At 40.5% G+C, this 24677-nt stretch carries 19 protein-coding genes and 1 tRNA gene; 9 read left to right on the forward strand and 11 right to left on the reverse strand.

Features of this window, described 5'->3' with window-relative positions:
• Positions 1-2: 2 nt before the first annotated feature.
• From AAEY97_RS04235 to dnaQ, 3 genes are all read right to left on the reverse strand, one after another.
• A tRNA-Asp gene (locus AAEY97_RS04235) sits at positions 3-76 on the reverse strand.
• A 127-nt stretch (positions 77-203) separates the two neighbouring features.
• Positions 204-1541: a TIGR03503 family protein gene (locus AAEY97_RS04240; RefSeq protein ID WP_182743765.1), complete on the reverse strand. Its 1338-nt coding sequence runs from the start codon at positions 1539-1541 to the stop codon at positions 204-206.
• A 10-nt stretch (positions 1542-1551) separates the two neighbouring features.
• Complete coding sequence (gene dnaQ / locus AAEY97_RS04245) at positions 1552-2280, reverse strand: DNA polymerase III subunit epsilon (RefSeq protein WP_101087004.1); 729 nt, start codon at positions 2278-2280, stop codon at positions 1552-1554.
• 77 nt (positions 2281-2357) lie between these two features.
• On the opposite strand from dnaQ, the gene rnhA reads away from it, so the two are divergent.
• Positions 2358-2831, forward strand: coding sequence for a ribonuclease HI (gene rnhA / locus AAEY97_RS04250; protein WP_101087003.1), 474 nt, complete (start codon positions 2358-2360; stop codon positions 2829-2831).
• 212 nt (positions 2832-3043) lie between these two features.
• Here rnhA and AAEY97_RS04255 read toward each other — a convergent pair whose 3' ends face one another.
• Positions 3044-3823 (reverse strand): methyltransferase domain-containing protein, encoded by a 780-nt coding sequence (locus tag AAEY97_RS04255; RefSeq protein WP_162023269.1) that lies wholly within the window; start codon positions 3821-3823, stop codon positions 3044-3046.
• Positions 3824-3999: 176 nt separating this feature from the next.
• Here AAEY97_RS04255 and gloB point away from each other — a divergent pair, with 176 nt between their 5' ends.
• Positions 4000-4779, forward strand: coding sequence for a hydroxyacylglutathione hydrolase (gloB, locus tag AAEY97_RS04260; protein ID WP_350977990.1), 780 nt, complete (start codon positions 4000-4002; stop codon positions 4777-4779).
• Between the two features lie 150 nt (positions 4780-4929).
• The gene (locus AAEY97_RS04265) at positions 4930-6483 is read left to right on the forward strand and encodes a lytic transglycosylase (protein ID WP_350996827.1); all 1554 of its coding nucleotides are present in this window, start codon (positions 4930-4932) and stop codon (positions 6481-6483) included.
• Positions 6484-7008: 525 nt separating this feature from the next.
• Here the strand turns inward: AAEY97_RS04265 and AAEY97_RS04270 are convergent.
• Together AAEY97_RS04270 and AAEY97_RS04275 are read right to left on the reverse strand one after the other, a co-directional pair.
• On the reverse strand, positions 7009-8829 hold the full coding sequence (locus AAEY97_RS04270) for an AsmA family protein (RefSeq protein ID WP_350996830.1): 1821 nt from the start codon (positions 8827-8829) through the stop codon (positions 7009-7011).
• A 25-nt stretch (positions 8830-8854) separates the two neighbouring features.
• Positions 8855-9349, reverse strand: coding sequence for a putative 4-hydroxy-4-methyl-2-oxoglutarate aldolase (locus AAEY97_RS04275; protein WP_101086998.1), 495 nt, complete (start codon positions 9347-9349; stop codon positions 8855-8857).
• Between the two features lie 193 nt (positions 9350-9542).
• Between AAEY97_RS04275 and AAEY97_RS04280 the strand changes: the two genes are divergently transcribed.
• Positions 9543-9857 carry a hypothetical protein gene (locus tag AAEY97_RS04280; protein ID WP_101086997.1) on the forward strand — a complete coding sequence of 105 codons (315 nt, stop codon included), beginning with the start codon at positions 9543-9545 and terminating at the stop codon, positions 9855-9857.
• A gap of 299 nt (positions 9858-10156) precedes the next feature.
• Here AAEY97_RS04280 and AAEY97_RS04285 read toward each other — a convergent pair whose 3' ends face one another.
• Together AAEY97_RS04285 and AAEY97_RS04290 are read right to left on the reverse strand one after the other, a co-directional pair.
• Positions 10157-11806: a methyl-accepting chemotaxis protein gene (locus AAEY97_RS04285; RefSeq protein ID WP_350996833.1), complete on the reverse strand. Its 1650-nt coding sequence runs from the start codon at positions 11804-11806 to the stop codon at positions 10157-10159.
• A gap of 309 nt (positions 11807-12115) precedes the next feature.
• Positions 12116-13042 (reverse strand): LysR family transcriptional regulator, encoded by a 927-nt coding sequence (locus AAEY97_RS04290; RefSeq protein ID WP_174839640.1) that lies wholly within the window; start codon positions 13040-13042, stop codon positions 12116-12118.
• A gap of 173 nt (positions 13043-13215) precedes the next feature.
• On the opposite strand from AAEY97_RS04290, the gene AAEY97_RS04295 reads away from it, so the two are divergent.
• The 5 genes from AAEY97_RS04295 (at position 13216) to AAEY97_RS04315 (ending at position 17897) form a co-directional block, all read left to right on the forward strand.
• A complete protein-coding gene (locus AAEY97_RS04295) occupies positions 13216-14436 on the forward strand; it encodes an acyl-CoA dehydrogenase family protein (protein ID WP_350996836.1) in 1221 nt (406 codons plus the stop codon).
• Positions 14437-14447: 11 nt separating this feature from the next.
• Entirely contained in the window at positions 14448-15281 is an 834-nt protein-coding gene (locus AAEY97_RS04300) for an SDR family oxidoreductase (protein WP_101086993.1), read from the forward strand.
• On the forward strand, positions 15281-16348 hold the full coding sequence (locus tag AAEY97_RS04305) for a phosphotransferase family protein (RefSeq protein ID WP_350996839.1): 1068 nt from the start codon (positions 15281-15283) through the stop codon (positions 16346-16348). Before AAEY97_RS04300 ends, AAEY97_RS04305 begins: the two co-directional genes overlap by 1 nt.
• A 2-nt stretch (positions 16349-16350) precedes the next feature.
• On the forward strand, positions 16351-17064 hold the full coding sequence (locus AAEY97_RS04310) for a histidine phosphatase family protein (protein ID WP_350996842.1): 714 nt from the start codon (positions 16351-16353) through the stop codon (positions 17062-17064).
• 83 nt (positions 17065-17147) lie between these two features.
• On the forward strand, positions 17148-17897 hold the full coding sequence (locus AAEY97_RS04315; protein WP_182743771.1) for an SDR family oxidoreductase: 750 nt from the start codon (positions 17148-17150) through the stop codon (positions 17895-17897).
• 88 nt (positions 17898-17985) lie between these two features.
• On the opposite strand, the gene AAEY97_RS04320 is transcribed toward AAEY97_RS04315, so the two are convergent.
• The 3 genes from AAEY97_RS04320 to AAEY97_RS04330 all read right to left on the reverse strand — a co-directional run bounded on the left by AAEY97_RS04320 (position 17986) and on the right by AAEY97_RS04330 (position 24616).
• Positions 17986-18519 carry a cell division protein ZapC gene (locus AAEY97_RS04320; RefSeq protein ID WP_011637675.1) on the reverse strand — a complete coding sequence of 178 codons (534 nt, stop codon included), beginning with the start codon at positions 18517-18519 and terminating at the stop codon, positions 17986-17988.
• A gap of 168 nt (positions 18520-18687) precedes the next feature.
• Positions 18688-19707, reverse strand: a complete 1020-nt coding sequence (gene pyrD / locus AAEY97_RS04325; protein WP_101086989.1) for a quinone-dependent dihydroorotate dehydrogenase — start codon at positions 19705-19707, stop codon at positions 18688-18690.
• 61 nt (positions 19708-19768) lie between these two features.
• Positions 19769-24616 carry an NAD-glutamate dehydrogenase gene (locus AAEY97_RS04330; RefSeq protein WP_350996846.1) on the reverse strand — a complete coding sequence of 1616 codons (4848 nt, stop codon included), beginning with the start codon at positions 24614-24616 and terminating at the stop codon, positions 19769-19771.
• Between the last annotated feature and the right edge of the window lie 61 nt (positions 24617-24677).

Consider the following 24677-nt stretch of genomic DNA (forward strand, 5'->3'; position numbering starts at 1 on the left):
GGCGGAGCGGACGGGACTCGAACCCGCGACCCCCGGCGTGACAGGCCGGTATTCTAACCAACTGAACTACCGCTCCACACAAGTGCGATGAATAATAAAGTTGTGATAATTAATCGTCAACAGTTTTTTAATTGTTTTCGCTCATTTAGTTAAAAAATGTACAATTATCAAGTTTTAGTACAAAAACCACTCACTTCAGTGGCTTAGTTTTTATCATCTGGCATACTCAAATCAATATCATCTAAGTCGACGCTTTCTAGAATACTGTCTTTAGGTTTATCTTCATTTACTGGATTTTGCTTTAACCTTTCTTCCGCCGCAGCCATCGCCTTTGCCAGCGTTTGTTTTTTACGCCATATAACCAAACCAATAATACCAACGAAAAAAAGTATGCCATTAATGGTAATAATCCAGAACATCGCATCGTCTTTAGCGACTTTCTCTTCAATTTCTGCTTGAATGGCCGCTTTTTCAGCAAGTTCTTCAACTGTTGGGACTGGAGCTGGGGGCTCTACTAAATTAAAAAACATTTCAGGTAAATTGAGCACAATTTCTCGGCCATCAACCGTAGTAGAAACCACACTGCCTTTAACACGATAACTGCCAAACTCAGTCACTTTAGGTAAGTATAGAATTTGATCTGCACTGGTCATGGTTTGCAAGGTAATAGGCAGCAACAACCCAGCAGGGCCGACTAAGTCAAACTCAAAATGAGTTTCTGCTAATTTCACCACAGATTCATCAACCGTTAACTGTATCTGCCATATGCCTTTTAATGGATCGCTATTGGGTACCATTTTGACTTTGATTGGTTGTGGCAAGAGCTCAAACGGCATCACATATTCACGCTCAAAGACATTATTTCGTGCAGTGACATTGAGTACATAATGACCGGTAGGTTGTTGTAAATTATGGCTTCCGGTAAAGATGCCATCGTCAGGTGTTTCGTCCAACAATTCACCATTGTCTTTATAAGCACCAACAATAATGGTACCCGTTGCGAAATTGTCGTCAGTTGGAAGATGCGCACTGGTAAAACGTGCAGTCCATTCGACCATATACTCCAAACCCGGCATTCTCATGGTTAAATTATCACCCAAGAGTCTTGCTGTAACTTTTAACCTTTCACCCTGATAAAGTGGTTGCGGTAATGGTTGCACAGCAATGTCTAATGCAGAGATTTTTTGTATTGTCGATCCTTCAACCACACTGCCTAATAACTGCCAAGGCCCTGGCATCGGTTTTTCGATATAAATCATATCGGCAGCAATACCATCTACCCATTTTACCGTTTGAGGATGACGATTTGAGTACCATTTGCTGCCATCAGGTAAAATCACCACGACAGGCGCAGAACCATAGCTTCGTTGGATAACTAACGTTAAATGATCAACCATATAATCGATTCGAAAACGATTTTTAAGTTCTGCTGCTTGCGATGCATTGACCATTGCAGCTTGGGCATTAGGTTGCCAAGCAAAGATAAGACTCAGCAACAATAAACATGAAATAGCAAGATAACCGGCGCGAGTGGCACTCATAAAGGTTGGTTTACCCTCTCCAGAGACATTTACCTGACTTCGCAATGAGATCAAGTCGTTGTTCGTGTAATAGTATTTCATCGGCTGATGCACCAACGACTTTAAGATTAAACGCCGCCGGATCGATATTTTTAATTCCGCCACCTTCTTGACCCGCTTTTTCATTGGACAAATTAAACTTAATTTGTCCACCTGTCATGATTAAGTAAACATCAGCAAGAATTTCCGCATCGAGTAATGCGCCGTGATAAGTACGGCGGCCATTATCGATACCATAACGTCGACACAATGCATCTAGATTGTTTTTTTGGCCTGGATGCAGACGTTTTGCAATGGCTAAACTGTCGAGGATACTGCAAATCTCTTTGGTTTTAGGCCCAATTGGATTGAGTTTTGAAAACTCATGGTCCATAAAGCTCACGTCGAAGTTGGCGTTATGAGCGACAATTTCAGCGCCATCGATAAAATCGATAAAATCTTTGGCTATTTGATGAAAACGCGGTTCGTTGGCAACACGGTCATTGGTAATACCGTGAACTTGAATTGCCTCTTCATCAATCGCTTGACCAGGATTAATATATTGGTGATACGTTCGACCTGTTAAGCGACGATTAATCACTTCAACACAACCAATTTCAATAATGCGATGGCCCACATAAATCGGTCCACCCGCTTGGTTCATACCGGTAGTTTCGGTATCGAGGATCACTTGACGACTTGCACTAGAAATAATGTTCATATTTTTTACTCATTCAGCCCTCGCCTTTGTATAAATTGAGTATACTGGCGCGAATATTTCGCTATGGTAACAACTTGATGGCCGAACTCAAACAGCTGTATATTTTTACTGATGGCTCTTGCTTAGGAAATCCAGGACCTGGCGGTTATGGCGTGGTAATGAAATATAAACATCAGCAACATGAAATCGCCGATGGATTCTCATTAACAACCAATAATCGTATGGAACTTTTAGCCCCAATTATCGCGTTAGAAACCTTATACGAACCCTGTAATATTATTTTAACCAGCGATAGCCAGTATATGCGCCAAGGTATTATGACTTGGATCCATGGTTGGAAGAAAAAGGGCTGGATAACCTCAACTAAACAACCAGTTAAAAATGTCGATTTATGGAAGCGTCTAGATGCGGTAAGTCAATTACACAAGATCGACTGGCACTGGGTAAAAGGCCATGCCGGCCACATTGAAAATGAACGTTGTGATGTATTAGCACGCAAAGCGGCTGAAGCTAAGCCTCGACAAGCTGATACAGGTTATAACCCAGAATAGTGAGGTCATCGCTATTTAACTCTAGCTCGGGATAATCACTGGTTATCAAAAAGTCCTTTGCTACGCTAACGGGGTGCATTGACTTGCAATAAGCTAGATATTACCGCTTCAATCAGCCCTGGTAGCAAAAGTAATATTTTGCTATGAAATAGCTCAACTCTTCTAATTTTGGCTTACGGACCTCATCTCTTAAAACGAGTTGAGGTTACTTTTTATGATTTTGAATTGTTTAATGTCTGGGTCTCAATACTCGGAGTGTGAGTTAACCCGGTACGACCTGCCGATGGCGCCGTTGACCAGTTAGGCGCTTTGACCTTCGACTTATCTTTAATCGGTGTAAGTGGCGTCGTCATTTTTCGAGCCACGATTAAGTAAACACTGCCAGTACTAGGTAGCCAGTTGGCGATACTTTTTTGCCACAATGGTGCTTGTTGAGGTTTGCTCGGTTGATTAGGCGTGTTGACTCCGCGGTGCCCTAATAACGAATGGTACATTAACCGTTCATCTGCTAGTACTTTATATCCCAGTAACCCAAGCCAATCTTTAACTCTTGATGGCATAAAAAACTGCCCGTTCCAAGGTAACTGAGTTTGATATTTAGGCAATATTTTGCCTATAAAAGCCGGACTGATGGGATTAAAACCAACAATAAAAATATAACCACTGCTAATGAGCACTCTGTCGAACTCTCGTAAAATTTGATAAGGGTCTGATTCAAATTCTAAAAGAAAACAACTTAACACCGCATCAATTGCACTTTGCTGTACAGGTAAATGATGCGGATCGGCTTGAATACTCGCATCTGCACCATCATAAACAGAAAAATGCCGTGCTATGCTGCAATGTAAACTGTTTAACTGGCTACTTAACGCCCCTGCTTTAAGTAAATGATAGCCAAATATTCGCGGCCACCATGGGGCTAATTTTGCTTCAATCTCAGCTTGCAATAATTCACCAAAAGGTAAATCTTGCCAAATAAGGGGTTTTAACATGGAGCCCGCCAACGATTACTTTGCAAAAATGTCATATTCTCTCAACCCATCAACTTTACCATAGCTCATTTAATGTTCAGCTAACCATCATTGATACTTTTAGGATAACTTCACTTGAAGTTATTTAACGATATCCGTTACCCTAACAGATAGTCAATCATCACTCGAGTCAGATTATGCTTAACGTTCATACCATTCCAGCTTTTAATGACAACTACCTCTGGTTAATTCATCAAACAAGTAGCCTTGATGCTTATGTAGTTGACCCTGGCTGCGGCCAAAGTGTTATCGATTACCTAGCTACAACAGAACTTAATTTAGTCGGCATACTCATTACTCATCATCACAGCGACCATACCGGCGGTATAAAACAACTGCAACAGCACTTCAACAACCGTCTTATTGTTTATGGTCCGAGTAACGAACCTATCGATGGTTTAACCCATCCTTTAACCGTTTCATCGGATATAAATATTGAGATACCTCATTTAGGGCTTACCCAAGTGATGGCAGTTCCTGGGCATACTTTAGGTCATATTGCCTATTATATTGATGATAAATTATTTTGTGGCGATACCTTATTCAGTAGCGGATGTGGACGTTTATTCGAAGGCACACCGACACAAATGCTGCAATCGTTAACTATGCTGGCAAACTTACCCGACCAAACCCAAGTCTTTTGTGCTCATGAATACACACAATCCAATGTCGATTTCGCCTTACATGTCACACCAAATAATTCACAGTTGATTGATTATGCCCACAAAGTTGGCCAATTACGCTCACAAAACATACCAACGATACCTAGCACAATCGCGACAGAAAAAGCCATAAACCCGTTCCTACGTTGTCATCTAAATGAGACTCAAGTCGCAATATCAACAGAATACAAAATAACAAATATAGATGATATTCAGACATTTACATTGTTAAGGGAATGGAAAAATCAATTTTAGATTAACATGAAAACACTTTAATAAGACATGCCAAATAATTTAATCTACAATGCCAAACTGAACTAAAGCATGACCAAAAGAGTCTCATAGGCATTTGGTATGTTCGCCCTTTTTTTAACGCCCTGAGAACTTGAGGAAGTGTATCTTCAAATGAAAGCAAACTTGATTATTATAGCTGGCAGTATGCTGGCTATAACGGGGTGCCAGACACTCCATACTGCAGAGCCAAGTTCTGATAGTACAACCCACGCTGTTACAGCTAACGCTAAAAACAAAAAATCAGCGACCGTAACCCTTGATCAAATTGAAGAACAAGTTGCTCAAGTTAACGATTTATGGCTCATGATCGGCAATCAAATGCGCTTTCCTGTTGTCGATAATGCTTTAGTGGCTCAATACCGCCAATGGTACATCGAGAATCCTACGCATTTAGAAATCGTGACTCAACGTGCTCAGCCATATCTGTATTACATTGTCGAACAGTTAAAAAAGCGTAATTTACCTTTAGAGCTAGCATTGTTACCTATTGTTGAAAGTGGCTTTGATCCACTCGCCTATTCACCAAGTGATGCCTCGGGATTATGGCAATTAACCGCGCCAACGGCCATGTCGTTCGGTGTAAAGACAAATTGGTGGTATGACGGACGCCGTGATGTTGCCTCATCGACAAAAGCTGCTTTAGATTTAATGGAATACCTCTACGCCAAAATGGATCACAATTGGTTATATACCATTGCCGCTTATAACTCAGGTGAAGGTCGAATATTCAATGCAATAAAACATAACCAGGCCCGTGGAAAATCGACAGATTTCTGGTCACTATCGCTGCCTCGGGAAACAGCTCATTATGTGCCTCAGTTATTAGCATTGGCCGATGTCATTAAACATGCAGACAAGTACGGTATCAATTTAATCCCTATTGATAATTCACCTCAGATAGAGGTAGTCAATATTGAAAGCCAACTCGACATTAACTTAGCTGCTGATTTGGCTCAAATTGACATAAATGATTTAAAAGCGATTAATCCAGGTTTAAAGCGCTGGGCAACAGCCCCACAAGGTCCACATCAATTGATTGTACCTAGTGAAAAAGCGGCTTCCTTTAAACGAGCATTAGCCACTATTGAACCAAACTCCCGTATTAACTGGGTTCGGTATAAAATTAAATCTGGTGACAGCATCAGTGAAATTGCCGACCAATTTGAAACCACTGCAACATTAATAAGAAGCAGTAACGGTATTAAAGGCAATAATATTGTTGCTGGTCGTTTTTTAATTATTCCTGTTGCGGCAAAAGATCCCGATCTCGTCACCATGACCGCAGACCAAGTACTCGCGCGTAGAACCGTGGTTAAATCAAGCTCGAACAAGCAAGCTTATACCATTAAATCTGGTGATTCATTATGGAAGATAGCGCAGTCACAGCAAGTGACCGTCGCACAACTAATGAAGTGGAATAATCTTAAAAAACAATCCACGTTAGCCATTGGCAAATCATTAGTTATTTTTCCTAATGAAGTCGCCTCTCTCACTGCAAGCAATGATAAAACGGTTAGCTATCGCGTACAATCAGGTGACTCTTTAGCGCGTATAGCACTTAAATATAAGGTTACCGTTGCAGAGTTAATCGAATGGAACAGTTTACAAAACAGTAAATTGATCCAACCAGGACAGATACTGAAATTGATTATGACCAATAGCTAGTTAGCTTTGCCAATAAGGCACAATTAATGAACAAAGGCTAAAATAGCTATTGGTATGAGTTAAACACTCAGTTAATTTCAGCCATAAAAAAACGGACAAGTGAACACTTGTCCGTTTTTTTATGGCATAACATTCGCATTAATAAATCCACTGGTTCACAGTGTTCAATAATTTGATTAGGCTAACCATACTGTTATTACTGTACATTACTATCCATTTTTAGCCTAGATAACCTCGACTCGGGATAATAAACGGTTATAAAACAGTCCTTTGTCTCGCTAACTGTGTTGCATTGACTTGCAATAGGTTAGCTATTGACGTACCAATGCGCCTTGTTAGCAAAACAAATGACAAGTTTGATATAAAATAGGCTAAATATTGTCATTTCGACTCACATATCCCACTTCTTACACCGAGTTGAGGTTAGTTAACGGCAAACCGTATAGCAGTAACAAAGCCGCTTTGAATAAGGCTGTAGTATTATTCATATCGAAGCACCTACAGCCCTTGTCATTAATGGATGATTTAAATTCCAAGCTTCTTAAACAATCCTTCTTTTAGCTTTTCTTTAGCTTTATCAGCCTCATCTTTAAATTGGCCTTCCAATAACGCTTTGGTATCAATGCCAAACTTAGGCTCTTGGAATGTACCTTTGATAGTTAACGGAATGTCGATACCTTTCAGTGACTCATCAGCAGCTTCGCCTTGTCCTGATAATGACCCAACGACACTGGTTGTTAAGGTGTAATCCAACGCTTCGGTGGCAATGTTTGCTGTGCCTTTACCATTTAAGCGAATTAACGGTGAAGCCATCGCTAAATCAGGGTTAGTCACAACAGCATCTTTCATCGTGAAACTACCGGTCAAACTGGTAAAATCGGTTTTCAGCTCTTCTTTCTTATCTGCCGATAAATCACCTTTCAATTTTTGCTGCGCGCTACGGATCATCTGTGGAATGTTAACCCCATACAACGAGCCATCTGCTACTTCAAACTGACCCTCTGCATTAAGATTGTTTTTTAGATTATCAGCAATCAAACTGGCACCGCTGCCTTTAACTTCAAAACTCGCTGTTCCAGAAAGTAAATCCACTTCAGCAGCATCGATTAATAACGGACGAATTTGCACACCAGTTAATTTTTTATCAAACACATAAGTTGGTACCGCTTTACGACCATCAAGCTTAGCGCTAAGTACTAGCTTACCTTCATATAAATCGGCAGTCAGCGACGATAACGTTAATACACCTTTATTTATGGCCATTTTCATTTGCCAATTTTGCGTTAACATATTACTGACTTTAATTGATTTAGCGGTTAAGTTTAGAGTTAAATCTATACTCTTTAATGCCGATAAATCAGGTTCTTGAGTTGACGCAGTTTCAGATGTTGCCTCAGTTTCTTTCGCATCGCCTTCTTGCTTTGGCAGTAATGCATCGACATCAATATCGCCAACATCAAGATTCATCGCAATTTTAGGAATGCTATTACCATAATTAATCTTAATATCGCCAGTGGCAGCTAAGTCCATAGCTGACATTTTAGTCAATTGCAGCTCAATGGTTTTTGCATCTAATGCCATCGTCATTTGTGTACTCAGCTCTGCGGTAATCGCTTTGCCTGGCAAGCTATCGCCTTGGGCTTTATGCACCATGTCAAAATCATTAATCGTGACATTCTGCAATGCTTGGTCGACTTTAACGTTGCCTTGCCCAGATGACGCTAACTGCATATCAGGCAGTGTCGCTGAAAACTCGTAAGCAAAATCAGCGAATTGTCCTAGGCTGAACTGTCCTAAAGTAAAACTTTTTAGACTGAAGGTTTGAGTGGTATTGCTGGCCATATCAATAATATTGATATTCGTATTGGTAAGTTCAATGCCGCCAATATCTAAGGTCTGTAAAGACATCGCTTCTGAATTGCTTGAGGTTGATTGCGGTTTTTCTGCCGATGTTTCAGCAGTCAAACCATCAAAACTGGTCTTGCCGTCTTTTTGAGTGACTAAGTTGAGTGTTAAGCCATCAAGCTTTAATAAATCAACTTCAATTTGTTGGCTAAATAATGGCATCAACGCCACATTAGCCACTGCCTCATTAACATCAAGCATCGAAGCTGGGGTAAACCCATTTGGGTTCGATAACGAAATGCCCCCAAGCTTGATGCCTAAAGAGGGAAACACGCTCCAACTTAAATCTTGGCTGATTTGTAAATCACGGCCAGTTTGATTTTTTACCGCATCGACAATTTGCGGTTTAAAATTATTTAAATCGAAAAACATTGTGAGGTAGACAGTTACACCTATCACTAACGTTAGCACTATTGCTAACAACCACTTTATTAGTTTCATTTTTGCTTCCTTGTCTGTCGCTATTTTAAGTTAAAATAGCTAAATCCAGTGCCTGCCTACTGACAGCAACACCATTTAAATCTGCGTAGATCATCATTCCAGGAGAAATACTGATGCCAGCAATCTCAATTGTGACATTGACCTCTCCTACGCCTTTTTTGTCAGTTTTAATGGGATTAGCGCCTAAAGCTTGCACACCAATTAACATGGTGTTAATGGTTCCAGCGTCACGAATACAACCATTAATGATAATACCTTCCCAACCATTGTCACATGCACTTAAGGCTATCATGTCGCCAAGCAATGCACGTCTTGTTGAGCCACCTCCGTCAACAACCAATACTTTACCGTGACCCTTTTTAGCTAATTCAGATTTTACTTTTGAATTGTCTTCAAAACATTTAACGGTCACGACTTCACCATAGAATATCGATTTTGCGCCGAATGCTTTCCATGGATTTGACAACAACGTCAATTGTTCAGGGTAGTGATCAAATAAGTCTGGCAATAGATCTAACATGACTCCTCCTTGTAGATCAAAATCTTAGGTTACCGAGAATGAGTATATTCAACAAGTATTGTTAACGATATATTATTACACTCAAAAAGTACCGTTAACTTACTATATCAACATACCCACAAATCAAGTTAAAGAGTGACTTATTCAATAAAAATGAATATAATTTATAAAAATAACGTAAAAAATCATACTTATGAGTGAAGATTTAAATTTACAGAAAATGATGGATGCGTTTGATGAGTTAGACTTCGAACAACGCACTACCACAAACCTTGAAAATGCCCGTAATAAGCAGCAAATGACAGCGTATATTGACTCGTTGGATTTCAGTTTGCGCCGTTTATTAATCTTGCAAGACACGGTCAATACTATTGTTGAGCAGAAACAAGTAAACCTGCTTAAACAAGAGCATATTCAAACTTATAAAACTAAGATAATTAACCTCTCACGCCAGTACAATATCTCATATCAAGATGTCATCAACATTATGGTGCAAATATCACACTAGTACTGCTGAAATAATTGAATCTATTTCTGAGAGAATAAGTAACCTCAACTTGAGTGAACAGGTGAAATAAATCGCTAAAATGGATTTATTTCAAGTCCGCTATCGCAAACTTGCGATGTATTTAACTCATAATGATTTTTTCATCAGTCAGTTACTATATCAATGACATGGCTATTTCAAGTGAAAACACCATCGATAGTAAGTTATAGAGTCTGTGAGATAAAGAGCTGTTTGGGCATCACTCATTATCTCGAACGGAAGCTAGTCAGGCTAATAGAACCAACCTGACTAACGACGGGTTATTTTACTTTAAATTGGTCTACAAGTTGATGTAACTGAATAGCACCTTGTTCTATATCCATACTGCCTTTGTTAATGAGCTCATTCTGAGTTCGATTTTCTAACGACATGTCATTGATGCGAGTAATATTCATATTCAGTTCGCCAATAACAGTGCTTTGCTCTTCTGTGGCTGCTGCTATTTGAACATTCATTTGCGATATTTGCTCAATTGAAGACTTAATATTTTCAAGCGCAACTACAACTTGTTGAGTTTCATTGACCGTTTCAGATGATTTAACTTTAGCCCTAGCAACAGAAGCATTAACACTGTCAATGGCACTTCTGATTGCGTCGATGATAAGATTAATTTCACTTGTTGAAGCTTGAGTTCGGCTAGCAAGCGTTCGAACTTCATCAGCAACAACAGCAAAACCTCGACCAGCTTCTCCCGCTCTAGCGGCTTCGATGGCAGCATTCAACGCTAACAAATTAGTTTGATCTGCTATTCCCACAATCACATCCAGAATTTGACCAATCTTACTTGAACTTACTTGTAAGCCTTTAGCAACCTCTTCTGTCGCGGCTAATTCACTGGATAATTCAGATATTTTTTTCATCGCATTATCAACAACGTTAGCAGATTTGTCTGCCTCTTTATCAGCATGGTGGGTACTGTCTGCTGCCAGTTGCGCATTAGAAGCCACTTCTGATGCGGTCATCGACATTTCATTTATCGCGGTTGCCACATTCTCAGTTTCGGCTTGTACGTTAGATGAGATTTGATTGGCCTGCTGTGCAATCGTCGACATATTTTGTGCTAAGCGACTCGACTCATCAACCGAGTGGCTGACAGATATAATGACTTTCTGGATTTTATCAATAAAAGCATTGAAATGATGTGCGATTTGTTTGAGTTCATCATTACCCTCTTCAGACAAACGTAAGGTCAAGTCCCCCTCGCCCTTGGCAATATTTTTAAACGCGCTAATGGTTTCAATCATCGGCCCTGAAATACTGCGAATGATAAAAAACAGCAATAAGATGACAGGCAGCCAAACCAGAGCCAATAACAATAAGTATTGCGTAATAAATTGATTTTTATCATTTTGAATATCATCGACATAGATACCCGTCCCGATAATCCATCCCCAGGGCCTAAAACGCTTGACCACTGACATTTTTGGACTAGGTTGTTCCTGTTGTGGTTTGTTCCACATGTAATCTACTCGTGCTGAATCCTGCTGTTCGGTACGTTGGATCATTTGTTCAAACAGCTTAACGCCATTTGGATCTTGCATTGCTAATACCTTGGTATTCACCAATTGCTTTGCAAAAGCATGTTGGATCATCGTCCCTTGAGTATCAATACTGAAATAATACTCATTGCCTGAATAGCGTAATTTATCAATTGCTGCCAAAGCCATGACTTTGGCCTCATCTTCGCTCAGGATTCCAGACTGAGCATCTTGATAATATTTATCCGCGATGGTGGTAGCGATGTCTACCAAAGCATTCAGTTTGGCTTCTTTTTCATTAATTAACACGTTTTCAACTCGTGTTAATGAAAACCAGAAAACGATAACAGTAGCAATGATTGCTAATGCCAACATTCCTAATAAACGGTTTGCAATTGTCGTTTTACGAAAAAACATATTAATTGGGTTCATACAGGCACCATGACATTATGATTATTATTAAAATGGTTATGAGATGAAAACTGACACGAACTCAGCAATGTTAGTTATAGTATAAAATAGACTCAGTAACAGGACTGTTTTATCACTGCTGTGTTTTGTTGATGAGTTGTTCACGATAGTGCTTCGCAACCGACAAATATAGTAGACTTTATTATAATGGCTAAAAAGGGACCCTTAATTACTCCATGCTGCATCTATCGTAATAATGCAGCTTGATCTGGTTCGATATGCCAATCGATATTTCTGCTCAATAGCGTTTCTATTCCGCAATAAAGATGATTACTTCGCAACAATAACCATCTCAATTTGTGCTCTTAACCACACAAAAGCGGGATCGGTCTCAGTATTCATGTGCCAATATAAATGGGTATCAATGTCCGGTAGTTCAAATGGCATTGTGCACACATGTAAATCTGGATGTGTAAATTGCTCCGCTAAAGAGCGCGGTAAGGTCAACATAAAAGGCGACCCTATGACAATTTTCGCGGCTGTTTGGTAACTCTGGCATCGGTATTTAATGTGCCGATTAATACCTTGTTGTTGTAACAAAATATCTTCCATTACTCGGCCAGTGGGCCTGCTCGATACTGCTACATGCTCAGCATTGGCATAGTCGGTTGGAGTCAGCTTCGTACTAGGCTCTAAATACATTGCATGTTGTCGACGGTCTATCAACACACAAAATGGATCTGACAATAGGGTTTTGTGAGCTAAAGGGGCATTCACCGCTCGCGCAACATCAATGGCTAAATCCACCTCCCCATTGGCTAATTGACGCGCTATATTTTCCCGAGACAATGACATACTGGCTATTTTCGCATGCGGAATTAACTGCGAAACTTGCTTAATCAGCGTCGGCATTATTTGGCTTTCTAGGGCCTCATGAATGGCTATTTTAAAAGTTTGCTCCGTAGTAAGCGGGTCAAACTCCCCACATTGCTGCAGTATTTGCCTTATTCGATTTAGCGCACTTATAAGTTGCGGAGCCATACGTTGACAAGCAGCTGTCGGTTGCATTTGCAGGCCTTGGCGTACAAATAGCGGGTCGTTTAACACTAAACGTAATCGTTTTATCGCATGGCTTACTGCTGATGGCGTTATAAACAACGACTTTGACGCTAAAGTCATGTTTTGTTCAGAATAAAGCGCTTCAAATATTTTCAACAAATTAAGGTCAAGCTGCTGAATTGCTTTAGTATCTGCCATCTTGACCTCTATTGTTAAATGAATTTGCCACACACATCTATGAATGGCATTCATTACAACCTAGCATGTTATTTCATTTCATTCACTCAAAATACTGCGATATGCTGAACCCTTAACAATAGCTTGGTCACATACTGACAATAACTGAGGCTTACGTCACACAGGATGCTTAAATGAATATCTACGCTACAGAAAAATCACAACAATATTTAGCGAAAGTAACGTTGTTTATTAATCAATATATCCTCCCAATTGAAGCTGAATTACTCGCAGAAAATAGACGAATCAATCACAGTTGCGATTGGACTCGTTGGCAACTGTTACCGCAAATAGAAGCACTTAAAGCTCAAGCAAAAGCACTAGGATTATGGAATTTATTTCTACCTGATGCCACATTAGGTAAAGGGCTGACTTGTGTTGAATACGCCCCCTTAGCTGAAGCAATGGGGCGATCGCTTCTGGCCCCAGAAATCTTCAATTGTAATGCACCAGATACCGGTAACATGGAAGTGCTTTATCACTTTGGTGATAAGCAACAACAGCAACAATGGTTAACACCTCTACTAGCTGGCGAAATCCGATCAGTATTTGCGATGACAGAACCTGACGTGGCTTCGTCGGATGCCACCAATATGCAAGCCACTATTATTGAAGACGGTGATGATGTTGTCATCAATGGCCGCAAATGGTGGTCAACGGGTTTGGGCCATCCAAATAGTAAGATCATGATCTTTATGGGACTGTCTCATAGCGACGCACCAAAACACCAACGTCATAGCATGGTATTGGTGCCGATGGACACGCCTGGGGTCAGCATCACACGTATGCTAACAGCCTATGGTGATTATGATGCACCTTATGGCCATGGTGAGATGGAGCTCGTTAATGTTCGTGTGCCCAAAAGTAATGTCATTATGGGTTTAGGTAAAGGCTTTGAAATAGCTCAAGGTCGATTAGGCCCCGGTCGTATTCATCACTGTATGCGCGCGATTGGCGCAGCAGAACGAGCCTTATCATTAGCGATTGAGCGCGGTAAATCTCGAATCGCCTTTGGTCAGCCTATTATCAAATTAGGCGGTAATCTTGAACGTATAGCCCAAGCGCGCATGGCAATAGAGCAAGCTCGATTATTGACACTTAATGCAGCGTGGAAAATTGATAACTTAGGCGTCAAGCACGCCATGACCGATATTTCTGCAATTAAAGTGGTTGTCCCGAATATGCTGACCCAAGTCGTCGATATGGCGATTCAAATGTATGGTGGTGCAGGCATGAACCATGACACACCATTAGCAGGTTTTGCAGCTATGGCAAGGAGTTTACGTTTAGCCGATGGACCGGATGAAGTGCATATGGCCATGGTGTCGCGTCTTGAGTTAGCAAAGTACCAATAATGGTGATAACAATGAAACCAATAGAACAACAACATGTGGTGATCACCGGCGCGGCATCGGGCTTAGGTAAAGCTCTTGCGCTTAAATGGGCGAGTCAGCATGCCGAAGTGTGCGTTGCAGATATTAATCAACCAGCTGGCGAACAGGTGTGCCAAGAAATCGAAGCGTTAGGAGGCAAGGCTTTTTTCGTGCCTTGCGATATCACTAACACAGACAGCATTACAGCCCTCGTAAAAGTACTGAATGAGCGTTGGCAACATATCGATGTATTAATCAATAATGCCGGCGTGGCTTCTGCAGATAAAATAGAAGCTGAACCTATGTTGCAATGGCGTTGGATTATGGAAATCAACTTATTTGGTATCGTTAACATGTGTCAGCAATTTGTACCGCTTTTTAAACAACAAGGTGTTGGCAGTATTGTGAATGTGGCATCACAAGCGGGTTTAACCCCAATCCCATTTATGTCCAGTTATAATGCATCAAAAGCGGCTGTGGTATCGTTGTCAGAAACGTTGCGCTTAGAACTTGCCGATGACAATATTAATGTTAGCGTGTTATGCCCTGGCTTTTTTAAAACAAATCTTGGTACTAGCTTACGCACCCAATTACCAACCATGGAAAAACTCATGGGTAAGCTATTTGATAAGTCACCTATCAATGCAACACAAGTGGCAGACATCGCCTATCAAGGCGAAAAGAACAAACAATTTCTATTACTGACACATCAACAAGGCAAACGGCTTTATCAGTTAAAACGTTTATTGCCTTTACATTGGTATTTTAAACTAGTGTTAAAACAAACACAGCGTCTTAGGCAATTGTTAAGGGAGGAACAAGCTTAATGAACCAACAATATCTTGATAAAGCTAAAACGGTTCGTACCGGCGAGGAGCTTGACGCAGCGCTTATCGACCCGTGGTTAAAACAGCACATTAATGGGCTTGAAGGTGAGTTAACCATAACCCAGTACACTGGCGGTGCATCAAATTGGACTTACTGTTTAAGCTACGCTAATCGCGAGCTTATTTTACGCCGTGCACCTAAAGGCACCAAAGCCAAAGGTGCTCACGACATGGGGCGCGAGTATCGATTACAGCAAGCACTTAAACCCGTGTACCCTTATGTGCCTGCAATGCTGGTACATTGCGATGATGACAATGTCTTAGGGACTGAGTTTTATGTCATGGAAAAGCTCAATGGCATTATCCCAAGACAAAATCTTCCTAAAGGCTTAAAAGTCGATAAACAACAAGCCAGAACCCTTTGCACCAATGTGATTGATTGTTTAATCGAGTTACACAAAGTGAATATTGATGCCGCTAACCTTAACCACATCGGCAAAGGCGAAGGTTATACTCAGCGTCAGATTGATGGCTGGAGCCAGCGCTACACTCAAGCTAAAACTTGGAATGTGCCTTCTGGTAAAAGTGTGATGACTTGGCTACAACAACATAAACCAGCACAAGAAAGCATTTGCCTAACCCACAATGACTTTCGGTTTGATAACGTAGTGTTAGATCCAAATGACATCAGTAAGGTCAATGGAATACTCGACTGGGAACTGGCGACGCTGGGGAACCCATTAATGGATTTGGGCAATACCCTCGCCTATTGGGTTGAAGCCGATGATGACTTTTTAGCTCAAATGACTCGCCGCCAACCCACACACCTTGATGGCATGCTCACTCGCGAGCAAGTGGTGAAATATTACTGTGACAAAATGGACATCACTATTGAAGATTTTCGCTTTTATGAAGTATTTGGTTTATTCCGTTTAGCAGGCATAGTGCAGCAAATTTATTTTCGCTATCACCATAAACAAACACGCAACCCTGCATTCAAACAATTTTGGATTTTTTCACATTATTTGTTGTGGCGCTGTAAACGTGCAATGAAGCAAAAAGGATAACCGTGGCGAATATTTATTTAATCCGCCATGGGCAAGCAAGCTTTGGCGCTAATAACTATGACAACTTATCAAGTTTAGGCCATAGCCAAGCAAGGCATTTGGGTGAGTATTTTAACCAACGCTTAATTCAACCTAAGCATGTTATTTGCGGCAACATGACTCGTCATCAACAAACTCGTGATGCTTGTTTATCGACGTTGTCACCACTTTTATTGAATGAGTCATTACAGATAAGTACTCTTTGGAATGAGTTTGACCATGAAAATGTGATTGCGGTTTATCGACCAGACTTAGCCAATCCAGAAGCGATGAAGCATTACCTCCAACAACAAGCTTCACCCACCAGGGTCTTTATCGAATTATTTAGTCAAGCCATTGAGCAATGGCAACAACAATCAAATTACGCTAACGATAACTATAACTATAACGAATCTTGGCAACACTTTACTCAACGTGTAAGCCAAGGATTACAACAACTGATCGAGCAGACAAATGACAATGACACTGTGTTTGTATTCACCTCTGGTGGCGTAATTAGTGCCGCGATAATGCAAATATTATCAGTACCAGAAGGTCAATTTTTTAATATCAATAAACAGCTAGTTAATTGCGGTGTGAGCCAATTACAGTTAAAACGACAACGACTGAGTTTAATTACCTTAAATGAGCATAGCTTTTTTGATGGGGAGCAACGCCATTTACACAGCTTAATTTAAGTTATATTCACTTTGTGAGTATCGTTAAGTGACGATGCTCAACACATTTAGCAAAACAATTAAAACAAAAAAAAGAGCACATTATGAAACGGACAAACATATTAATCACTGGGGCGAGTTCAGGTTTAGGCCGCGGTATGGCAATTGAATTTGCTAAGCAAAACCATAATCTAGCCTTGTGTGCTAGACGAATAGACCGCCTCGAAGAATTAAAGCAAGAATTATTGGTGATTAATCCCAATATACAGGTGTTAATTAAATCACTTGATGTGAACGACCACCCACAAGTATTTGAAGTATTTAGTCAATTTAAACAAGAATTAGGCCAACTAGATCGCGTCATTGTTAATGCTGGAATGGGCAAAGGTGCTGCAATTGGTAGCGGTTTTTTTGAAGCTAACTTACAAACTGCGCAAACTAACTTTATTGCTGCAATAGCCCAATGTGAAGCTGCGATGGCCATTTTTCGTGAGCAAAACAATGGCCATCTTGTCACTATTTCTTCGATTAGTGCAGTGCGTGGATTTAGACGTGCCATGACCGTTTATGCGGCTACAAAAGCAGCCTTAACGTCGTTATCTGAAGGTATCCGTATCGATGTGATGAACACACCAATAAAAGTGACGTGTATACACCCTGGCTTTATTCGCAGTGAAATTAATGAAAAAGTTAAAACGGTTCCGTTTATTGTCGACACCGAGACAGGTTGTAAAGCTATGGTGAAAGCGATTCAAAAAGAGAAAGCTAATGCTTATGTACCGAGTTATCCATGGGCTATTTTGCATTGGGTATTACGTATTGCGCCGCTTAGTGTGCTGCGTAAAATGAGTTAAATTTTTTTAAGAAAATGAGCTAAAACAAAAATGCCAAACTCTATGTTTGGCATTATTTTATTACGCACATTAACTTCAATGATATTTATTAAGCTGCCACGACTTGTCTGGCTTTACGCAATGGGTGCAAACGATTATGCATCACTTTAATGGTGTCGAATTGTACTAGCGATTTGCTGTCTGATAACTGACAGTATTGCGATAGAATCATCACTGTTGCGGCTTGTAAGCCATTATCAACCACTAATGCTAATACTTTTGAATAACCACAATTAAGTTGAAATAACTTACCGACTTCGCAATAAACACACTCATCACTCACGTCGAAAAACCAAGACTTGGGCATTTGTGATTGTAATAAAAAATGGGCAGCGGTGGCATTTAAAGCGGTTTGTACAATACCTGCATCAGAGATGTGTAGCACTTTAGGAAGTGTTTCGAGCATTTTAATGTAGAATTTTGCGTGTTCAAGATTAAATTCAGTTGCGGTTAACGCATCTGGAATTAATAGTTTTGTCTTGTATGGGGTTAAGAACTCCATCTCGGAACCCAATGAAATACTTAGCTGCTTGCAAGTTTCATTGTATTCCCAATGCCAGTCCTTGTTTGGCATTAATAACATGGCAATCTGCACCTAAATGTTGAACACTTGTGCATAATAGTTTATTTTTCACCCAATATCAAAATTTAATTATAAATTATAACATAAATTTCATAGTGTTAGCGCGATCGAATGATCTAAAATTCGATCGCGGCATGATTTTTGATCAATAACGTTATATTTTAGTCACTATTTTTTACAATAAGCTCTAGCGATCTGATCAACCAATTTAGGACCTTGATAGATAAAACCAGAGTATATCTGCACCATAGTTGAGCCAGCGTCAAATTTAGCTAAAGCATCTGCTGCACTATTGATCCCACCAACACCAATGATCGGGATCTTACCTTGTAAACAGATCGCTAATTGTTTGATCACTTGTGTTGATAAATCCGTCAACGGTTTGCCACTTAAGCCACCCATTTCTTCAGCATTTTTTAATCCAACCACATTATCGCGGCTTAAGGTGGTGTTGGTAGCGATAACACCATCAAACTGATTACTCATCAATGAATCAGCTATGGCGCTAATTTCTTCTGAGCTTAAATCAGGCGCAATTTTTAGCGCCACTGGCACATATTTACCGTGTTTAGCGGCTAATTCAGTTTGTTTGGCTTTAATTGAGCTAAGTAAGTCATCTAATAACTCACCGTATTGCATTGAACGTAAACCAGGAGTGTTAGGAGAGGAAATATTAACTGCAATATAGCTCGCATATTGATAAACCTTTTCCATACAAATTAAGTAGTCATCTTTACCCTGCTCTACTGGAGTGTCTTTATTTTTACCTATGTTCACGCCAACCATAATGTCAGACTTTTTGGCCATTAAATTACGAACCAGATTATCGACACCTTTATTATTAAAACCCATGCGATTAATAATGCCTTTGGCAGGTTTTAATCGAAATAAACGCGGTTGATCGTTACCGGCTTGTGGCCGTGGTGTTACTGTCCCGACTTCAACATGGCCAAAACCCATTGCATGAAAAGCATCAATTGACTCGCCGTCTTTATCTAATCCTGCAGCTAAGCCGACAGGATTTGGGAACGTCAGTCCCATACAGGTTACAGGAGCAGATTTAACCTGTTGACGATAGAAACAATTTAACAGATTGTTTCCGGTCATTTTCAAACTGCCAATCGCGATATTGTGGGCTAACTCAGGGTCCATCTGAAACATTACTTTTTGCGCGAGTTTGTAAAACATGTTTTCTCCTAGACCTAAAAAAAACCCCGGCAATCGCCAGGGCTTATTCACATTATAAAAACTACTTCTGACCTTCGCAATGCAAAATCAGCAAGTTCAGTTCTCTTAAGGCGACTGAGAACTTAGCAAATTCATGGGTTTGAGAAACCTTGAAGTCGGCTAGCATGTGATACCATCTTTCAAGCAATGGTTTGTTTAATGTAATCCATTGATTAATAACACTATCTGCATCACAAGTATCTGTACAAGTACGTAATACTGCAGAACTTAATGCACGTTGTTGCCAATCAAGTTCTTCTCTGAATGCCGCACGAGCAAGTGCTTGCCAATGGTTTGCTACAGGTTGAGCATTGATTTGTTCTAAGAACCAATGTAATTCAACTTTTGCACCGAGTTTGAAGTAAGTTTCTGATACCAGATCAACTGACTTATTCTCGATTTGAGCAATTTGTGCAATGTCTAACGCAGAGAATAATGTACTCATTTTAGCGACAATTAGTGCAACTGCTTCAGGGACATTTTCTTTTACTAGAGTAGTAATTTCAGCAGAAATCACTTTAACTTCAGCTTCAATCATATACTGGTCAACGTTAGCTTTAAGCTGTTCAAATACAGGCTTAAAGAATGCCACTGTTTGATCAATATCATGAGCACGATTGCGATGACGAATAAACCAACGACATGCTCGACGCATATTACGACGTAACTGATGTAGCATTTCACCCTGCACATGTGCCGGAATAACACCATTTAACTCAGTAATAGAAGCGGTTAACTCATCAAGACCAAAGATTTCTCGGGCCATAGTATAACTAATAGCCGCTTCAGCAACTGTTGCACCGGTCTCATCTTGCATACGTTGTACAAAATTAAAGCCCATATCATTAACCAATTCATTAGCTAATGATGTAGCAATAATTTCACCACGTAGAGGATGTGCGGTCATTTTATCAGCGTATTTTGCTTGTAACTTTTTAGGGAAATAAGCCACTAATAACTTGCTTAAAAATGCATCTTCAGTGATTTCAGGTGTCACGAGCTGTTCTTTAAGTACCATTTTAGCGTAAGCAACTAATACCGATAACTCAGGACGAGTTAAAGCACGGCCATTGGCTAAACGTTCGGCAAGATCGTCATCAGTTGGTAAGAACTCAAGTGCGCGGTCAAGTTTACCGTCTTTTTCAAGATACTGAATAAAACGAATCTGCTCTTTAAGCTGTGACACACCATGTACTTGGGTAACCGAAATCGTACGGGTTTGATCTTTACAATCTTTAATCACAATTTCACTGACTTCGTCAGTCATGTCTTCAAGTAAACGGTTACGCTGTTTAACGGTTAACTCACCTTCTGCCACTAACGTGTTTAAGAAGATTTTGATGTTAACTTCGTTATCTGAACAATCTACACCGCCAACGTTATCGACGAAGTCGGTATTCATACGGCCGCCATTAGCGCAGTATTCAATACGGCCTAATTGAGTGCAACCTAAGTTACCGCCTTCACCGATGATTTTAGCACGTACTTCTTTACCATTAACACGTAAGGTGTCGTTGGCACGGTCGCCTACTTCAGCATGCGATTCTTTGCTCGACTTAACGTAGGTACCAATACCACCATTCCAAATCAAGTCTACTGGCATTTTCAGTAGTTCTTTCATCAGTTCAGTTGGGTTCATGGTGTCTTTGTCAGTGTCCAACATCTTCTTGATTTCTGGTGTCAATTTAATTGACTTAGCAGAGCGTAAGAATATCCCGCCGCCTTTAGAAATCAGTTTAGCGTTATAGTCTTCCCAGCTTGAGCGTGGCAGTACAAATAAACGCTGACGCTCAGCATAGCTTTCTGCAATTTTGGGCGTAGGGTCAATAAAGATGTGCATATGGTTAAATGCAGCGACCAATTGAGTTTGCTCAGATAACAGCATACCGTTACCAAATACGTCACCAGCCATGTCGCCAATCGCCACACAACTAAATGGAGTAGTTTGGCAATCTACACCAATTTCACGGAAATGGCGTTTAACCGACTCCCATGCACCGCGTGCAGTAATACCCATTTTCTTGTGGTCATAACCGTTACTACCACCAGAAGCAAACGCATCGCCTAACCAGAAGTTATATTCAATCGCAATCGCATTAGCAATATCTGAGAATGTTGCCGTGCCTTTGTCAGCAGCAACAACCAAATATGGATCGTCTTCATCGTGACGTACAACATCTGCGGGTGGAACCACTTCACCATTAACAATGTTGTCTGAAATATCTAATAACGCACGGATAAAGATACGGTAACATTCTTGCCCTTCAGTGAATAATGCTTCGCGGCCACCTTCTGTCGGCAGTTGCTTACACACAAAACCACCTTTTGCGCCTACAGGCACAATCACGGTGTTTTTAACTTGTTGTGCTTTTACTAAACCGAGTACTTCGGTACGGAAGTCTTCACGACGATCAGACCAACGTAAACCACCACGGGCCACTTTACCACCGCGTAAATGCACACCTTCAACACGAGGCGAATACACGAAAATCTCAAACTTAGGCATCGGCTTAGGCATTTCTGGGATTAAGCTCGGTGCAAATTTAAACGAGATATAGTCTTTCGCTTTGCCGCTGACTGCAGTTTGATAGAAGTTAGTTCGTAATGTGGCGTTTATTAAATCTAAGTAACGACGAATAATCCGGTCATCATCTAAGCTTGAAACGTCATCAAGTTGTATGTTCACCTGTTCAAGGAACTTACTTAAGGTGCGCGTTTTTAGTTTAGGGTTAAACTTACGGATGAACATTTTCACCAATAAGTCCGCTAATTTAGGATAACGGCTAAACGTTTCTTCGATGTACGACTGACTGAATGTTGCATCTATTTGACGCATATACTTAGCATAAGCACGCAAAATAGACACTTCACGACCACTGAGGCCTGTTGACAGTACCATGCGGTTAAAGCCGTCATCTTCTAACTTCTTCTGCCACACTTGCAATAAAGCCGTTTGGAAACGGTCTTGACTGTCGGCTAGATTCTCTGTGGCAGCGCCTTGCACTGTCATTAAGAAATCTAAAATCCAGAATGTCGCGCCATCATTGGTTTTCACTTCGTACGGACGTTCATTGATCACGCGTAAGCCAAAGTTTTCAAGCATTGGCAAAACATCAGACAAATGAATTGGCTCGTCTTTATGAAACAGTTTTAAGCGAACTTTATTGTCATTTAACGCCGACTCTTGTGGCTGATAGAACAACATGCCTAACTTGTGATCATCATCCAAAGCTTCTAAATGCTGCATATCAACCACAGCAGAACTTGGTAATACATCATCTTTATAGCTAGGTGGGAACGCATTTAAATAACGCTTTGTCAGTCCTGTTCCAGCTTGTTCACCAACGGCATTGTTTAATGCAGTGTGCAGTTTGTCATCCCACGAGCGAGCGGCTTCAATAAGATTTTTTTCAATGGCGGCCACATCAACATCCATATTGTTATTATCAACTTTGATAATATAGTGAGTGCGAGCCAAAGTAGACTCAGAAAAATACGTGGTGAACTCAACATCTTCATTACTTTGGAAATGTTGTGCCAAAATGCGTTGAGTGTCTTGGCGTAACTTAGTGTTGTAGCGGTCTTTAGACACATACACTAAACACGACAAGAAACGACCATAACCGTCTTTACGCACAAACAGCTTTAACTTATCGCGATCTTGCATTTCCAAAACACCATGAGCTATGTTTGATAGCTCAGGATCTTTAGCTTGAATTAGCTCATCACGAGGTAAGTTTTCAAGAATGTTCATCAACGCTTTATAATCATGCGAGCGCGGAGTTAGCCCTGAATTATCAAGAATGCGCTGAACCTTTTCGCCCAATAATGGAATTTCGCGTGGGCTACGGTTATAAAGATTTGAAGCATATAAACCAATGAAGCGATCTTCACCGATTACGTTGCCTTTTTTATCGAAACGTTTAACACCAATATAATCTACATAAGCCGGACGATGTACACGACTTTTAGCAGAGCTCTTGGTGAGAACAAGTAAGCTTTCATCTAATGCCTCTTTACGGGCTGAATCAGATAAACTTGAAAGTAATAAACCACGCTCACTGTGTGAGGTTTTTGAACGGTTCATTAGCCCTAAGCTAGATTCAATATTAGGAACAAGCTCAACATCACCTTCAACACGTTTTAAATCGTAATAACGATAGCCAAGCAAAGTGAAATGATGGTTGTTCAAGTAGTTTAAAAAATCAACTGACTCTTTCAATTCCGTTTTATCACCAGGGAATGGACGTGAAGGTAATTGCTTAATAGTCTCGGTTAATGTATCTGACATTAATTGCCAATCATTGACCGACGCTGAGACATCAGCAAGTACAGATTGAATTTCTTTTTCAATCGCTTTAATGTCAGCATCACTATTTTGTTTATCAATTTCGACCAAGAATACAGCAACATTATTGCTGTTATCAGTTGTGTCATTAACAAATGACACATCTGACACATTGTTGTTATTACCACGTACAACGGCTAATGGCGTATGTAACATCACATGGGCAGTGATGCCCATTCGATTTAACGCCATTGAGAGCGAGTCAACCAAGAAAGGCATATCAAGTTGGATAACCTCAATAATGCTGTGAGTTGACTGCCAGCCATGTTTTGCTTGGCTAGGATTAAATACACGGATGTGGGTTTGATCCTGGGCCGTTTTATTCAGCGCATTCCAAAGGCTCACTACAGCACCATATAAATCACTGTCATTACGAGCATTGAGATCGTCTTTTGACATATGGGCGTAGAGGCAATTGGCAAATTGCTCAACTTGTTTGGCTTGAGAATGAGGGATTTTTGTGTGAATTAAATTGACTACATTTTCCAGTAGTACTGAAGGCATTGCATCTTTCAAGGCCATGTTGCAGATTCCTTAAGCGTCTATGGCAGCGCTCTTATCATTATATGGATGCTTCGGCTTG

Origin of the sequence: Shewanella sp. TB7-MNA-CIBAN-0143, assembly GCF_040310065.1 — a bacterium.
In the GTDB taxonomy this organism is placed as follows: Bacteria; Pseudomonadota; Gammaproteobacteria; order Enterobacterales; family Shewanellaceae; genus Shewanella.

Bases quoted from the DNA above. Each gene is read 5' to 3' on its own strand.
- AAEY97_RS04240 (WP_182743765.1), bottom strand. From the start codon at position 1,541: ATGAGTGCCACTCGCGCCGGTTATCTTGCTATTTCATGTTTATTGTTG.
- dnaQ (WP_101087004.1), bottom strand. From the start codon at position 2,280: ATGAACATTATTTCTAGTGCAAGTCGTCAAGTGATCCTCGATACCGAA.
- rnhA (WP_101087003.1), top strand. From the start codon at position 2,358: ATGGCCGAACTCAAACAGCTGTATATTTTTACTGATGGCTCTTGCTTA.
- AAEY97_RS04255 (WP_162023269.1), bottom strand. From the start codon at position 3,823: ATGTTAAAACCCCTTATTTGGCAAGATTTACCTTTTGGTGAATTATTG.
- gloB (WP_350977990.1), top strand. From the start codon at position 4,000: ATGCTTAACGTTCATACCATTCCAGCTTTTAATGACAACTACCTCTGG.
- AAEY97_RS04265 (WP_350996827.1), top strand. From the start codon at position 4,930: ATGAAAGCAAACTTGATTATTATAGCTGGCAGTATGCTGGCTATAACG.
- AAEY97_RS04270 (WP_350996830.1), bottom strand. From the start codon at position 8,829: ATGAAACTAATAAAGTGGTTGTTAGCAATAGTGCTAACGTTAGTGATA.
- AAEY97_RS04275 (WP_101086998.1), bottom strand. From the start codon at position 9,349: ATGTTAGATCTATTGCCAGACTTATTTGATCACTACCCTGAACAATTG.
- AAEY97_RS04280 (WP_101086997.1), top strand. From the start codon at position 9,543: ATGAGTGAAGATTTAAATTTACAGAAAATGATGGATGCGTTTGATGAG.
- AAEY97_RS04285 (WP_350996833.1), bottom strand. From the start codon at position 11,806: ATGAACCCAATTAATATGTTTTTTCGTAAAACGACAATTGCAAACCGT.
- AAEY97_RS04290 (WP_174839640.1), bottom strand. From the start codon at position 13,042: ATGGCAGATACTAAAGCAATTCAGCAGCTTGACCTTAATTTGTTGAAA.
- AAEY97_RS04295 (WP_350996836.1), top strand. From the start codon at position 13,216: ATGAATATCTACGCTACAGAAAAATCACAACAATATTTAGCGAAAGTA.
- AAEY97_RS04300 (WP_101086993.1), top strand. From the start codon at position 14,448: ATGAAACCAATAGAACAACAACATGTGGTGATCACCGGCGCGGCATCG.
- AAEY97_RS04305 (WP_350996839.1), top strand. From the start codon at position 15,281: ATGAACCAACAATATCTTGATAAAGCTAAAACGGTTCGTACCGGCGAG.
- AAEY97_RS04315 (WP_182743771.1), top strand. From the start codon at position 17,148: ATGAAACGGACAAACATATTAATCACTGGGGCGAGTTCAGGTTTAGGC.
- AAEY97_RS04320 (WP_011637675.1), bottom strand. From the start codon at position 18,519: ATGTTATTAATGCCAAACAAGGACTGGCATTGGGAATACAATGAAACT.
- pyrD (WP_101086989.1), bottom strand. From the start codon at position 19,707: ATGTTTTACAAACTCGCGCAAAAAGTAATGTTTCAGATGGACCCTGAG.
- AAEY97_RS04330 (WP_350996846.1), bottom strand. From the start codon at position 24,616: ATGGCCTTGAAAGATGCAATGCCTTCAGTACTACTGGAAAATGTAGTC.